The 12,874-nt window shown below is 63.8% G+C and carries 15 protein-coding genes; 7 read left to right on the forward strand and 8 right to left on the reverse strand.

Features of this window, described 5'->3' with window-relative positions:
* Window positions 1-11: 11 nt before the first annotated feature.
* Window positions 12-347, reverse strand: coding sequence for a hypothetical protein (locus ACODR6_RS07760; protein ID WP_489021998.1), 336 nt, complete (start codon window positions 345-347; stop codon window positions 12-14).
* A 138-nt stretch (window positions 348-485) separates the two neighbouring features.
* Here ACODR6_RS07760 and ACODR6_RS07765 point away from each other — a divergent pair, with 138 nt between their 5' ends.
* Entirely contained in the window at window positions 486-1,409 is a 924-nt protein-coding gene (locus ACODR6_RS07765) for an MYG1 family protein (RefSeq protein ID WP_112711073.1), read from the forward strand.
* 42 nt (window positions 1,410-1,451) lie between these two features.
* Here the strand turns inward: ACODR6_RS07765 and ACODR6_RS07770 are convergent, their stop codons facing one another.
* Together ACODR6_RS07770 and ACODR6_RS07775 are read right to left on the reverse strand one after the other, a co-directional pair.
* Complete coding sequence (locus tag ACODR6_RS07770; RefSeq protein WP_112711072.1) at window positions 1,452-1,805, reverse strand: hypothetical protein; 354 nt, start codon at window positions 1,803-1,805, stop codon at window positions 1,452-1,454.
* 106 nt (window positions 1,806-1,911) lie between these two features.
* Window positions 1,912-2,112 carry a response regulator transcription factor gene (locus tag ACODR6_RS07775; protein ID WP_112711071.1) on the reverse strand — a complete coding sequence of 67 codons (201 nt, stop codon included), beginning with the start codon at window positions 2,110-2,112 and terminating at the stop codon, window positions 1,912-1,914.
* Between the two features lie 147 nt (window positions 2,113-2,259).
* Between ACODR6_RS07775 and ACODR6_RS07780 the strand changes: the two genes are divergently transcribed.
* The gene (locus ACODR6_RS07780) at window positions 2,260-2,637 is read left to right on the forward strand and encodes a response regulator (protein WP_112711070.1); all 378 of its coding nucleotides are present in this window, start codon (window positions 2,260-2,262) and stop codon (window positions 2,635-2,637) included.
* A gap of 116 nt (window positions 2,638-2,753) precedes the next feature.
* Here ACODR6_RS07780 and ACODR6_RS07785 read toward each other — a convergent pair whose 3' ends face one another.
* Window positions 2,754-2,879 carry a hypothetical protein gene (locus ACODR6_RS07785; protein WP_489022001.1) on the reverse strand — a complete coding sequence of 42 codons (126 nt, stop codon included), beginning with the start codon at window positions 2,877-2,879 and terminating at the stop codon, window positions 2,754-2,756.
* Window positions 2,876-3,763: an SDR family oxidoreductase gene (locus ACODR6_RS07790; RefSeq protein WP_489022003.1), complete on the reverse strand. Its 888-nt coding sequence runs from the start codon at window positions 3,761-3,763 to the stop codon at window positions 2,876-2,878. Before ACODR6_RS07790 ends, ACODR6_RS07785 begins: the two co-directional genes overlap by 4 nt.
* Before the next feature lie 98 nt (window positions 3,764-3,861).
* Here ACODR6_RS07790 and ACODR6_RS07795 point away from each other — a divergent pair, with 98 nt between their 5' ends.
* From ACODR6_RS07795 to ACODR6_RS07805, 3 genes are all read left to right on the forward strand, one after another.
* Window positions 3,862-4,686, forward strand: coding sequence for a helix-turn-helix transcriptional regulator (locus tag ACODR6_RS07795; protein WP_162708569.1), 825 nt, complete (start codon window positions 3,862-3,864; stop codon window positions 4,684-4,686).
* Window positions 4,687-4,762: 76 nt separating this feature from the next.
* A complete protein-coding gene (locus ACODR6_RS07800; protein WP_489022006.1) occupies window positions 4,763-5,257 on the forward strand; it encodes a GyrI-like domain-containing protein in 495 nt (164 codons plus the stop codon).
* Between the two features lie 82 nt (window positions 5,258-5,339).
* Complete coding sequence (locus tag ACODR6_RS07805; protein WP_199628171.1) at window positions 5,340-6,035, forward strand: RibD family protein; 696 nt, start codon at window positions 5,340-5,342, stop codon at window positions 6,033-6,035.
* Between the two features lie 3 nt (window positions 6,036-6,038).
* Here ACODR6_RS07805 and ACODR6_RS07810 read toward each other — a convergent pair whose 3' ends face one another.
* Entirely contained in the window at window positions 6,039-7,580 is a 1,542-nt protein-coding gene (locus ACODR6_RS07810; protein ID WP_489022008.1) for a cation:proton antiporter, read from the reverse strand.
* Between the two features lie 102 nt (window positions 7,581-7,682).
* Between ACODR6_RS07810 and ACODR6_RS07815 the strand changes: the two genes are divergently transcribed.
* Window positions 7,683-8,921: a flavin monoamine oxidase family protein gene (locus ACODR6_RS07815; RefSeq protein ID WP_489022010.1), complete on the forward strand. Its 1,239-nt coding sequence runs from the start codon at window positions 7,683-7,685 to the stop codon at window positions 8,919-8,921.
* 34 nt (window positions 8,922-8,955) lie between these two features.
* Here ACODR6_RS07815 and ACODR6_RS07820 read toward each other — a convergent pair whose 3' ends face one another.
* Both ACODR6_RS07820 and ACODR6_RS07825 read right to left on the reverse strand, forming a co-directional pair.
* A complete protein-coding gene (locus ACODR6_RS07820; protein WP_489022012.1) occupies window positions 8,956-9,714 on the reverse strand; it encodes an alpha/beta hydrolase in 759 nt (252 codons plus the stop codon).
* A gap of 42 nt (window positions 9,715-9,756) precedes the next feature.
* Window positions 9,757-11,526 (reverse strand): cytochrome c biogenesis protein DipZ, encoded by a 1,770-nt coding sequence (locus ACODR6_RS07825; protein ID WP_489022014.1) that lies wholly within the window; start codon window positions 11,524-11,526, stop codon window positions 9,757-9,759.
* A gap of 257 nt (window positions 11,527-11,783) precedes the next feature.
* Between ACODR6_RS07825 and ACODR6_RS07830 the strand changes: the two genes are divergently transcribed.
* Window positions 11,784-12,827: an alpha/beta fold hydrolase gene (locus ACODR6_RS07830; RefSeq protein ID WP_489022016.1), complete on the forward strand. Its 1,044-nt coding sequence runs from the start codon at window positions 11,784-11,786 to the stop codon at window positions 12,825-12,827.
* Window positions 12,828-12,874 lie beyond the last annotated feature (47 nt).

The raw sequence follows: 12,874 nt of genomic DNA on the forward strand, positions 1-12,874 counted from the left end.
AGGCCAGTCTTTCAGATGTAGCCGGAATGCTCGCCGAACGGCACGTCTTCTTCATCAAGATTGCCGGTGCCGATGCGCTCGCTCTCGCCCGACAGCTTCTCGGCGTCGTTGGTCTGCTCCGCGCTTTCGGAGTGATGCAGATCGAGATGGCGGCTGTCGGCGTCTTCGGCATTACTTTCCGGATGCGGGTGCTCGCCTGACTTCCTGCGGTCCTCAAGCCCCTCGTCGATTTCCGCCTGGCGGCGCGCTGCCCATGCGATTTCGGGTTCTGCCACCGAAATGCTGTGTTCGATGCGTGTTGCGATCGGCGCCGCGGATGCGGAGATCTTCGATATTTTCTCGACCAAACGCGCCTCCGCCGACTGCTGATATCAGGACTATGCCGGAATCGGCACCGATCCGCCAGAGCGTGGCGGATAGCGATTGAGCTTGAGGCGCTCTGCGGCTATTGGCTCAGGCAACATCTCCCTGTCGAAGGTCTTCACGTGAACATTGAATTTCTGGTCACCCATTCCGGCGGCTTCCATGCCGACGAGCTGATGTCGAGCGTCGTGCTGACGAAGCTGTTTCCTGCAGCCAGGATCGTGCGGTCGCGCAGCCCGGAATGGATTGCACCGGCAGCCGATCGCATCGTCTATGACGTCGGCGGTGCCTTCGATCCCGAGCTTCGCATCTTCGACCATCATCAGCGCGGCGCGCCGGTGCGCGAAGATGGTCGGCCGTTCAGCTCGTTCGGCCTAATCTGGCGCCAGTACGGCATGGATTATCTTGCAGCACTGGGCGTTCCCGCCGAACGGGCGGCTGCGGTTCATGCGGCCTTCGACCGGAAATTCGTGCTGCCGATCGATCTCGTCGATAACGGCGCCATCGACCCGTCGATCGCCGGCGAACTCGCCGGTTTGACGCTGCCTGCGCTTTTCGACACGCTGAAGCCGTCTTTCGATGCGCGGGGCGAGGATGCCGACGAGCGGGCGTTCCATGCGGCGCTCGCCGTTGCTGCGATCTTCGTTGAAGGCGGCATCCGCGTTCAGGATGCCAAGCTTCGCGCCGAGGCGCTGGTGCTGGAAGCGATCAAGACGACGGGCGACAACCGCGTTCTGGAACTGCCGATGGGTATGCCCTTCCGTCCGGCGATCATCAAGGCGGGCGCGGAACATCTGCTCTTCGTCGTCCATCCCCGCGAAAACGACTGGTGCGTTACCGGGATCCGCCGTGCCGACGAGGGTTTCGAGCTGCGCGCCGATCTGCCGGCGGCATGGGCGGGACTTTCGAATGCGGAGCTGGAAAAGGCGTCCGGCGTTGCCGGCGCTACCTTCTGCCACAAGGGCCGGTTCATCGCCGCGGCGAAGACCCGCGAGGCGGCTCTGGAACTGGCGCGTCTTGCCGTCGAAGACGTCACATCCGCCTGAAAAGGGGGCTGACGTCCCGGCGGGACGTCAGCGATTTCAGAATTAGCGTCCGATAACCGGGCAGCCGCGCACATTGGCGAAGCTGATTTCGTCCTGTCCGCGGCGCGTCCAGCCCTGAACGATGACGCGGCGCGGCGTGATGTCGACGACGCGTGCACGGCGGAAGCCGAAATCACGGGCCTTGTCTTCAGCCCAGCGCGGATCGCAGCCGCGCGGCGGACGGCCGTAACCCGGCGGGGGCGGCGGAGGGCGGCGCCAATCCGGCTGCGGTGCAAAACGCGGCGGCGGCGGACGGTCATAGGGATCGTAATATTGCGCGGAAGCGATGCTCGACGTCGAGACGACGCCAGCCACTGCCAGAAGCAGGCCGAGGCCGATTTTCGTAAGATTTGTCATTCAATGATTCTCGTTTGGGGCAGACAGGCGAAGCTAAAGTAGCGCATCGTGGCGAACTGATGGCCACGCACGAAGCCGCATGCTTTTCAGTGCGGCAGCCTGAAAGTCAATCGATGACGCCCTTGCGCAGGGCGGCCGCAACGAGCGCGGTGTCCTTGTAAACAGCAAAAATGTCCTTCAGGGCGTCGATATGGGTGCGCACCGTGTGCACGGAGCAGCCGAGAATCATGGCGATCTCCTGCGCGGTCTTGCCGGCGCTCATCAGCTCGAGGATTTCCTTCTCGCGTTTTGTGACCTGGATCGACATACCCTTTAATATGGTACGCCAACGGCCGGATTGCACGGCCCGATCGCGCAAATGCGATCAGATTTCATGTTGCGCGAAAATCCCGATCGCCTCGCTTGAAAATCGGACGGCGCGAGCAATCTCCTCCTGACGCGAGGAGATAGGAACATGAACGTATTGATTGTCGAAGACGAGGGCTTCATCGCCCTCGAATTGGAGCGAATAACCACCGAAAGCGGCCACCGCGCCCTTGGTCCGGCGGCGACCATCGAACAAGCGCTGGCCTTTGCGCCGCGGGCGGATGTGGCGCTTGTGGATGTGGGCTTGTCCGATGGAACGAGCGGAACGCAGCTGGCGCGCCGTCTGATCGACCGTTTCGGCATCAGCGTCATCTTCGTGACGGGCGCGCCGCAGGCCGTATCACAAGGTTTTGATGGCGCCTTCGCCGTTGTCGGCAAACCGTTCAGCGACGAGCGGATCGCAACCGCGCTGCAGGCGGCAGAAGACTGGCGGCGCGGGCATCCGGCCCGGGCGTCTGCGCTCTAGTCTCAATCGCGTGAACGCCTGAACAAATTGAATTGCGCAAGGTTTGATCCGGGCGGGCAAGGCCCCGCTCGGCTGAGGACCATGACATATTCAACTTCAGGCATTTCAATTCAGCCTTACAGGGTGTCGCCATTCGCCGGGGCGCTCTGCTGGTTGCCGATCATGTCGGCAACACCGTCTGGCGCGTTCCCGCGCAATAGGGTTTGCAGCCGGGCTTTGAGGCCCGGCTGCATCAGCTTCAATTGTAGTTCATGGCATCGAGATCGGCGATCAGGCCGGGGCCGGATGGGTGCCAGTCAAGCTTTTCCCGTGTCCTGGCGCTGGAGGCCGGGAAGTCCATGCAGGCGAACATCGCCATCCATCCGAAATAGCCGGGTGCCTCCTCGGCGGTGAGCGATTTGACCGGGATGCCGAGACCGCGGCCGAGCGCTTCGGCGATCGTCCGGGCATCGATGCCTTCTTCGGCGACGGCATTATAGCGTGCGCCGCGCTCGGCCCGTTCGGCGGCGAGGCGATAGAGTAGCGCGACGTCCGAGACATGGCCGGCCGGCCAGCGGTTGCGGCCTTCGCCGAGATAGGCGGCAAAGCCCTTGTCGCGGGCGATCTCGATCAGTGGCGTGATCAGGCCCTGTTTTCGCGTGTCATGCACCTGCGGCAGCCGGACCACCGAGACGTTGACGCCCTTTTCGAGCAGCTTTTGACCGGCAAGCTCGGAGGCGATGCGCGGGTTGGGATGGCTGGTGTTGAAGACGTCTTCGCTTGCCAGCTCGCCGAATTCGGCATTGCCCATGCCGGTTCCCGATGTGATCAGAAACGGGCGGTCGGAGCCTTCGAGGGCGTCGCCCAAGGCCGCGATCACACGACCGTCCTTCTCGCAATTTGCGACGAAGCGCGAGAAGTCGTGGTCGAAGGCCGTATGGATGACGCCGTCGGATTCAAGCGCGCCGCGGCGCAGGCTGTCGGGTTCTTCCAGCGTGCCGAAATAGGCGGTTGCCCCCGCGGCTTCGAGCGCCCGTGCTCCGTCATCGGACCGCGTCAGGCCGACGACCTCGTGGCCGGCACTGATGAGTTCCGGCACGATGGCCGAACCGATGAAGCCGGTTGCTCCTGTCAAGAAAATGCGCACAGCATGTCTCCTCATGTTTGATCTGCGCCCATTATCGGCTACTATCCATCCTGTTAAAGTAGTGACTTTATCCTAGTATAATTGCTAACAGGATCGCCATGCCGATCAACAATGCAGGTTCGCTCGCGGCCTTTCTGAAGGATCGCCGCACCCGGCTCGACCCGGCCTCTTTCGGCTTTTCCGGCCGCCGGCGCACACCGGGATTGCGCCGCGAGGAGGTGGCGCAGCGCGCCAATATCAGCCCCACATGGTATACCTGGCTGGAGCAGGGGCGCGGCGGCGCGCCGTCTGCCGACGTGTTGAACCGGATCGCGGCCGGGCTGATGCTGACCGAGCCGGAGCGCGAGCATCTCTTCATGCTCGGCCTCGGCCGTCCGCCTGAAGTGCGCTACACGCCCGTCGAAGGTGTGACGCCGCGGTTGCAGCGGCTGCTGGACTCGCTCGATTCCAGCCCCGCCTTCATCAAGACGGCGATGTGGGATGTAGTCGCCTGGAACCGTGCTGCCGCCGTGGTCCTGACCGATTACAGCACAATCCCGCCGGAGCAGCGCAACATCCTCCGGCTGATCTTCTCCAATCCTGCGATCCGCGCCAAGCAGCACGATTGGCAGACGCTCGCCGGCTTCGTCGTCGCGGCATTTCGCGCCGATGTGGCGCGCGCCGGGGCGGGCTCGGAAGTCAGCCGTCTGGTGGAAGAGCTTTCGGCCTCCAGCCCCGATTTCGCCCATCACTGGAAGGAGAATGACGTCCGCATCCATGGTGACGGGGTCAAGCGGTTGCAGCATCCGAAGCTCGGCCCGATCGAGCTCGAATATTCGGCCTTTTCCGTCGATGGCCGGCCGGATCTCGGGCTGGTGATCTATCATCCCGTCGATCCCGCCACCGCGGACCGGATTCGCAAGCTCGCAAACGGGCAGGAGTGAGCGGCGCAGAAAATCTGGCACCCGTGTCGGATGGCGCCGGCACCAGTCGTCCTTGTCTGGAATAGAGGAGGACGTCATGCTCACATTGCCACGCCAGACTGAACGCGGCCCGCAGCGCTATGTCGCGGTGCGCCGCAAGGTTACGATGCCTTTCGGAGACACCGTCGGCCCGGCCTTCGGAGAATTGTTCGCCGCATTCGCGAATGCCGGCGTCGCCGCCGACGGAATGGAGTTCATCAAATATAACCTGATCGACATGCCTGATCTGGAGATCGAGATAGGGATGACGACGGATGCGGCCATCCCGCTGTCCGGCGCGTTGATGGAAGGCGAGTTGCCGGGTGGGCGCTATATCGAGACGACCTATACCGGCCCCTATGAGAATCTCTATGAGGTCACGGCGATGCTGATCGGTTGGGCAAAAGAGCGCGGCATTCGCTGGGACATGGAGGAAACGTCGGAGGGAGATCGCTTCGCAGCCCGGCTGGAACACTATCACAACAACCCCGTCGATGAGCCCGATCCGGCGAAGCTGCGCACCACCTTGCTGTTCAAGCTCGCCAGCGGCTAGGATCATATCCGGGATCGCCAAGGCTCTGAACTTTCGCCGCTATCGGGCGTTTCCCGAACGCTTTTCGAATCGAGGAAACCTGATGAAGCCGCATGTGACCTGCCTGATGATGTCTTCCATAGACGGTGGCCTGCACCCGAGCACCTGGACCGACAATCCCGATGCCGGGCGCAAGGAGTGGTCGTCGATCTATGAGGAAACGCATGAGGCGCTGCGGGGCGATGCCTGGCTCGTCGGTCGCGTCACCATGGCCGAGATGGCGAAGGGGTCGCCTCATCCGCCGGCTGTTGCCGGCGACGTCAAGCGTCCGTTCCATTTCGCCCGGAAGGATGCGCCGGTCTATGCGATCGGTGTCGATCCCGGCGCGAAGCTGCATTTCAAGGCGCCTGACATCGGCGGTGACCATGTCGTCGTGCTGCTCGGCAGTGGCGTCAGCGACAGCCATCTGGCCGAGCTGGCGGGCGACGGCGTTTCCTACATCGTCTCCGATAGTCCGACGATCGATCTCAGGGCGGCGCTTCAGACGCTGCATAGCGAGCTCGGCATCGAGCGCCTGCTGCTCGAGGGCGGGGCGGGCATCAATGGCAGCTTCCTTGCGGAGGGGCTGGTCGACGAGATCTATCTGCTGGTGGCGCCTGCTATCGACGCCACCGGCGGACAGGCAATCATCGCCTTTGAAGGCGGGCTGAAAGGGAAGGCGCAGCTGTCGCTGCAATCGGCCGAAGCGCGCGATCACGGCGTAGTCGCACTGCGCTACAAGGTGCAATCACCCGGCTGAGCGTCAGCTCTCGGTGATCCGCCGCTCTTCGTCGGTGCCGACGGAGAGCTGCTTCCAGTCGAGGTCTTCCTGCAGCTCGAGATATTGGGTCGGGCCGATCTGGTCGGCATGGCGCAATTCTTCGAGACGTTGGCGCTGGGCGATCACGACCGCCATCGCCAGGTTTCGGCGGCGGTCGGAGGGCGGGCGGTCAGGCATTCTGGATGCTCGGGCGCGATGATCGCTGTAGACGATGCGCAAGGCGTCGGCTTCGGCGCCGGTTTCTGGTTCCAGTCGGGAAAGTGCTGCCTCGGCCAGCGATTTGCGGGCGGCCTCCAGCTCTTCCTGGACTTCGCCCTGACGGCCGAGCTTCAGGAGGTGGATCATCGGCGCCAGCGTTGCCCCCTGAATGACGAGCGTCGCCAAGACTACCGAGAAGGCGGTGAGGACGACGAGATCGCGATCCGGAAAATCGGCGGGCAGGGCAAAGGCGGTCGCGAGCGTGACCAGACCGCGCATGCCGGCCCAGCCGACCAGCAGCGTTTCGCCGCGATTGAAGGGCGCCAGCACATGGCCGCGCCGGTGGCGGTGGGCGACGAGCGCATGGAACAGGAAGGCCATCGCCAGCCGTGTCGCGATAATGGCGACGACGACGATCGCGGCGAAGCTGACCGCACGCTCCAGATCCGCCGCCGACATCGCCGCAACGATGCGCCGCGCCTGCAGGCCCATCAGCAGGAAGGCGACAACGTTGAGCAGAAAGACGACCGTCGTCCAGACGGCGAAGGAATGGACGCGCATCCGCGGCGAATCCTCGACCGTCGCCAGCGTCGCGATCGTCATGGCGCTGGCGACTGTGGCAAGCACGGCGGAGAGATGCAGGTGCTCGGCAATCAGCCAAGTGGCGAAGGCATAGACGAATTGCAGAAGCGTGCCGCCGACTGTGTTTTCGGTGACCGGCCTGAGGCGCGAGACGAGAAAGCCGAAGGCAATGCCGAAGAGAATACCGCCCGGCGCCGCAAAGCCGATCCGCAAGGCAGTTTCCGTATCGAGCCCGCCGCGCGCCTGAACCGTCAGCGCCGCGCCGAACAGCAAGAGCGCCGTCGCATCGTTGAACAGGCTCTCGCCCTTGAGCAGCGCATCGACGCGCCGCGCCACCGGCAGGTTGGAGAGCACGGCGGTCGCGGCAGCCGCATCCGGCGGTGCCACGATGGCGCCGAGCGTCACGGCGACTGCAAGCGGCAGGCCGATCGTGAAGGCATTGATGGTGACGACGACGCCTGTCGTGACCAGGATCGCGACGACGGCATAGAGAAACAGCGGCAGCAGCATGCGCCTGGCCGCGCCGAGCGGGAAATCATAGGCGGAATCGATCAGCACGGGGGCGATGAACAATGCCAGCGCCGTCGGCGGATCGATGGGGATCGTCGGGGCACCCGGCAGCATAGCGACGCCGACGCCGGCAGCGGCCAGGATGCCCGGATAGGGCAGGCGCATGCGCCGCGTGACCTGCAAGAGCAGGATGGCAACCGCAAGCAGGGCGACGAGCGTTTCGAAGAAGGTCATGGCGCATAGTAGCAGCGTTTTGGCTGCGTTGAAGCCGGTCGCCTTCCTATGTAAAGTTTGCACCATATCAAGGCGATGGCATCTCGCAGAAGCGGAGCGGCGATGGATTACGATGTGGCGATTGTCGGTGCAGGGGCTGCGGGGATCGCTGCCGCGCGGACGCTCGTGGCCGCCGGCCGCTCCGTCGTGCTGCTGGAGGCGAGCGACCGCGCCGGGGGGCGTGCCTGGACGATCGAGCTTGCCGGCATGCCGCTCGACATGGGCTGTGGCTGGCTGCACTCCGCCGAGCGCAATCCGCTGGTGACGATCGGCAAGCAAGCCAATTTCACCATCGAGCAGGGGCCGACGGCCTGGAAGACGCAATGGCGCGATCTCGGTTTTCCGCCCGCCGACCAGGCGGCAGCGGAGGCCGCCTGGAATGCGCTGGACGGGCGCCTTAAGTCGGATCCTCCGGCGAGTGACCGGGCCTCCGATGCTCTTGAGCCGGGCGGGCGATGGAATGCCTATTGCAACTCGCTCAGCGGCTATATGAACGGCGCGGCGCTCGACCGGCTGTCGATCACCGATTTCCTCGCCTATGACAATGCCGCCTCCAATGCGAACTGGCGGGTGCATGAAGGCTATGGAAGCCTGATTGCGGCGGCCATGCCGAAGGCCGAGCTTCGGCTCTCGACGCCGGTCCGGCGGATTCTCCTCGATGGACAGGGTGTCAGGCTGGAAACGGATCGAGGTACGATCGCGGCCCGTGCAGCAATCGTCACGGTTTCGACCAATGTGCTGGCGGGCGGGGCGATCGGCTTTGACGCCGGAGCTGACGACCACCTCCATGCCGCAAGCCAGCTGCCGCTTGGTCTCGCCGACAAGCTGTCTTTCGAACTCAAGGGCAATCACGGTTTTGAGGCGGAAACCCATCTGCTTGGCGATCCCCAGAACCCGGAGACCGGCAGTTACTATATCCGTCCGCTGGGGCGGCCGGTGCTCGAAGGCTTCTTCGGCGGAGCGGGTGCGGTGGTGATCGAGCGCGCCGGTCTCCTCGATGCCTTCGCCTTCGCGCTGGAGCAGCTTTCTTCGCTGCTCGGAAGCGGCATCCGCAAACATCTGCTGCCGCTTGCGGCATCGTCCTGGTGCCGGACGGATTGGATCGGCGGCTCCTATAGCCACGCCCTGCCCGGGCAGGCGAGCCAGAGGCAGGTGCTGGCGCGGCCGGTCGGCGACCGGCTGTTCTTTGCCGGCGAGGCAACGCACCGCACGGATTTTTCGACGGCGCATGGTGCATGGGAAAGCGGCATACGGGCCGCCGGCGAGGCCGTCGAAGTGCTCGGCAATCCTGCCCTGAAATGAGAAGCGGCGGGCTGTTTACCCGCCGTCCCATCTTTTATTTGCCGGCCTCTTTCGCAGCCTCTTCAATCACTTCCGCGACTTTCTGCGCTCGCGATGCGAAGACGGCGTGGCTTGCCTTGATCTCCGTCACCTTGCTGCCGGCGCGCTTGGCCATGTCCCGCTCCAGGTCGGGATTGATGGAGCGATCCTCTGTCGCAACGACGGTCCAGCTCTTCTTCGCGCGCCAGGCAGGATCGCCGACCTTGGCGGTAAAGGCTTCCTTGGCGGCGAAGACCTGCGACTTTGCCATGAAGGCTGCCTCGTCCTTGGGCAGGTCTGCGGCAAAGTCGGCGGCGAAGGCCGCGGGATCGAGGTAGAGATACTTGCCGTCCTTGGTCTCCCTGATGTTCATGCCGCCCGCCGGTTTCGAGCTTGCGAGGCCGATCAGGCTTTCGCCCTTGTCCGGCTGGAAAGCGGCGACATAGACGAGGCCCGCGACATCGGGCCGGTTTCCGGCTTCGGTGATGACCATGCCGCCATAGCTGTGGCCGACGAGGAGGGATGGACCGCTCTGCAGGTCGAGGACGCGGTTGGTGGCGGCGACGTCGTCGGCGAGCGAGGTGATCGGCTCCTGGACGATGGTGACGTTGAAGCCGCGCCTTTCGAGGATCTCGGTGGCCTTCTGCCAGCCCGATCCGTCAGCGAGAGCGCCGTGGACGATGACGATATTCTTGATCTCGGCCGCCTGGGCGGTGAAGGCGGCGGCGCTGATTGCTAAGGCGAGAGCGACGGTGGAGAGCGTGCGGTTGGTCATGGAAGAAACTCCTTTTTGGGATTGGGAAATGCGGATTGATGGTCAGCCGAAGGTAAAGGCGTAGGCGGCGACGCCGGGATCGAGGAAGCGGATCTCGAAGTTGCGGGCCTCGACCTCGCCGCTCTGCCGGACCAGCTGGTAGAGCTTTGTCGACGTGACGATGCCGTTGCCGTTCTCGTCGGTATCGGTGCCATGATTGACGCCCGGCGCCTTGCCGTCGACCGTCACCTGGAAACGAACCGGCTTGCCGTCAGCGCCGGGTCCGAGAACGAGATGCAGGTCGCGGGCGCTGAAGTGGTAGCTGATGCCGCCATCGGCGGCATCGAGGCTGGCGGCTTCCGGACCCACGGTCCAGCGCCCTGAAAGACCCCATTGGTTCAGGCCGAGGGAGCCTGCGCTGTAGTCGCGCGGGGTGTCCGCTGCGAGACCGCCGGGGGAAGCGAAGTTCGAGGCCTGCTGGTAGCCGATATAGGTCTCGCCGGAGCGGACATGACGCAAGTCCGGGCTTGCCTCGGCGCCCTTCGCATCGGGTGTGACGGCGGCGCTCGAAGCCATCTGGCTTCCGGCCTCATGCAGCAGGTCCTGGATCGCCTTTTCGGTCTGGCGGTAGTTGCCCTCGCCGAAATGGGTGTAGCGGATCTGGCCGTTGGCATCGATCAGATAGTGAGCTGGCCAGTAGTTGTTCTGGAAGGCGCGCCAGATCTTGTAGTCGTTGTCGATTGCGACGGGATACTTGATGCCGAAATCGCCAACCGCCTTGCGGACATTGTCGATGTTCTTCTCGAAGGCGAATTCAGGAGCGTGGACGCCGATGACGACGAGGCCCTTGTCTGCGTACTTTTCGGCCCAGGCGCGGACATAAGGCGTGGTGCGGATGCAGTTGATGCAGGAATAGGTCCAGAAATCCACGAGCACGACCTTGCCGCGAAGTGCTTCCTTAGTGAGCTGCCCGGAATTCAGCCACTGCACGGCGCCATCGAGCGATGGGGCAGGGCCTTCGACCGGCAGATCGCTCTTGAACGGCTGCCCGGTGTCGGCGACGGTATCGATCATCGCGCCGTTGCTGGCAACTTCGGGACCAGACTGCGGCTTGACGTGCAGACGGTCGAGGACGGCCTGCTCCAGAGTGGTGGTGCTGGCATAGGAGAAGCGCGACAGCAGGCTGGTATCGAGACCGAGCGCAATGACGGTGACACCGGCGAGAACGGCAGCACCCAGCGCCTGGCGGATCCGTTCGCTGACGCCGAGCGACCGCTTCATGGCAGCCAAGACACTGCCACCGACGAGAAGCGCTGTGGCGAGCGAGCTGGCCGCCCCGGCGGCATAGGCGAGCAACAGAAAGGTCGTCTGCAGATTGGCGCCCTGGAGGGCAGCACCCGTCAGCACCAGGCCGAGGATCGGCCCGGCGCAGGGCGCCCAGAGCAGGCCCGTCGCAACACCGAGAAGCAGCGAGCTTGCCGGAGAGGCGGTGGCGCCATTGCCCGAGGCATTGAGCAGCCTGCTGCCGAAATCGACGACGGGCTGGGTGATGCCGCCGGCAACGCGCGGCGAGAGCAGGCTGACGCCGAAGATGGCGAGCAGCAATAGAGCGGCAAGCCGTCCATATTCATTGGCGTTGATCGCCCAGCTGCCGCCGACGGCCGCCAGTGTAGCGACCAGCGCAAAAGTGCCGGCCATGCCTGCCAGCATCGGCAGCGTGCTTCTGAAGAAGGGCTGGCCCGCGCGGGCGAAGACGAAGGGCAGGATGGGGAGGATGCAGGGGCTGAGGATCGTCAGCGCGCCTCCGAGATAGGCAATGATGAGAAGCGTCATGGTCGGTTCCTTCCGCTTGGTTGCTCGTGGCCTTTGCCAGCGATGCCGCGAAACTGAAGGGGCGACGTATCCCGGATGTGTCTGATATCCGGCAGAAATGTACCGCAATGTAGCGGGCTGCAGCGAATTGTATCGGAATGTATCTGCAGGCCCCCACGCTACAAAGGCATGCACAAAACCGTGGTCCGCGACACATCGGGGATACATCCGGACTGTCTTTTGCTCATCATCACAGTTCAGGAAACGGAGAGAAAACAATGTCCGAGGAAATCAACCACCAGCGCCGCCGCTTCTTCGGTGTCGCCGCCATGACCGTCGCAGCCGTCGAGTTCGGTATCGGCAGTGTCGCAAGTGCTGCGCAGGCGGCAGCGCCGGCTTCGCCCGCCGTCAAGGCAAGCGGCAACGGCTTTTCAGCCTTGAAGCAGATCCGCGCCGGCGTGCTTGATATCGGCTATGCCGAGGAAGGTCCCGCTGACGGTCCGGCCGTCCTCCTGCTGCATGGTTGGCCCTATGACATCTACAGTTTCGCCGATGTGGCGCCCCGTCTTGCCGCCAAGGGCTACCGGGTGATCATCCCCTATCTGCGCGGCTACGGCACCACCCGTTTCGTTTCGGAAAAGACCAAGCGTAACGGCCAGCAGGCGGCACTCGCCGCCGACATGATCGCGCTGATGGATGCGCTTCATATCAAGAAGGCGATCGTCGGCGGCTATGATTGGGGCGGCCGCACCGTCAATATCATGGCGGCCCTCTGGCCGGAGCGCTGCAAGGCGATGGTCTCGGTCAGCGGCTATCTGATCGGCAGCCAGGAAGCCAACAAGAAGCCGCTTCCGCCGAAGGCCGAGCTTGCCTGGTGGTATCAGTTCTATTTCGCCACAGAGCGCGGCCGTCAGGGCTACGACGCCAACCGCCGCGAGTTCTCGAAGCTGATCTGGCATACCGCATCGCCGACCTGGAATTTCGACGACGAAACGTTCAACCGCTCGGCCGACGCTTTCGACAATCCCGATCATGTGGCGATCGTTATCCACAATTACCGCTGGCGCCTCGGGCTGGTAAAGGGCGAGGCAAAGTACGATGCCTATGAGGCCGTGCTCGCCAAGGGGCCGGTCATCTCGATCCCGACCATCACCATGGAAGGCGACGCCAACGGCGCGCCTCATCCGGAACCCTCGGCCTATGCCGCGAAGTTTTCGGGACGCTATGAGCACCGCACGATCTCCGGCGGTATCGGTCACAATCTGCCGCAGGAGGCACCGGAAGCCTTCGCGCAGGCGATCCTGGATGTTGATCGTTTCTAGATCGAATATAGGGTGTCACGAATCCCGCACCATCCTGCTGCCCGAGA

The sequence above is a fragment of the Rhizobium sp. FG96 genome (assembly GCF_057808655.1).

Excerpts from the sequence above, each read along its gene's own strand:
- ACODR6_RS07770 (WP_112711072.1), bottom strand. The coding sequence starts at position 1,805 with ATGACAAATCTTACGAAAATCGGCCTCGGCCTGCTTCTGGCAGTGGCT.
- ACODR6_RS07775 (WP_112711071.1), bottom strand. The coding sequence starts at position 2,112 with ATGTCGATCCAGGTCACAAAACGCGAGAAGGAAATCCTCGAGCTGATG.
- ACODR6_RS07780 (WP_112711070.1), top strand. The coding sequence starts at position 2,260 with ATGAACGTATTGATTGTCGAAGACGAGGGCTTCATCGCCCTCGAATTG.
- ACODR6_RS07795 (WP_162708569.1), top strand. The coding sequence starts at position 3,862 with ATGCCGATCAACAATGCAGGTTCGCTCGCGGCCTTTCTGAAGGATCGC.
- ACODR6_RS07800 (WP_489022006.1), top strand. The coding sequence starts at position 4,763 with ATGCTCACATTGCCACGCCAGACTGAACGCGGCCCGCAGCGCTATGTC.
- ACODR6_RS07805 (WP_199628171.1), top strand. The coding sequence starts at position 5,340 with ATGAAGCCGCATGTGACCTGCCTGATGATGTCTTCCATAGACGGTGGC.
- ACODR6_RS07810 (WP_489022008.1), bottom strand. The coding sequence starts at position 7,580 with ATGACCTTCTTCGAAACGCTCGTCGCCCTGCTTGCGGTTGCCATCCTG.
- ACODR6_RS07815 (WP_489022010.1), top strand. The coding sequence starts at position 7,683 with ATGGATTACGATGTGGCGATTGTCGGTGCAGGGGCTGCGGGGATCGCT.
- ACODR6_RS07820 (WP_489022012.1), bottom strand. The coding sequence starts at position 9,714 with ATGACCAACCGCACGCTCTCCACCGTCGCTCTCGCCTTAGCAATCAGC.
- ACODR6_RS07825 (WP_489022014.1), bottom strand. The coding sequence starts at position 11,526 with ATGACGCTTCTCATCATTGCCTATCTCGGAGGCGCGCTGACGATCCTC.
- ACODR6_RS07830 (WP_489022016.1), top strand. The coding sequence starts at position 11,784 with ATGTCCGAGGAAATCAACCACCAGCGCCGCCGCTTCTTCGGTGTCGCC.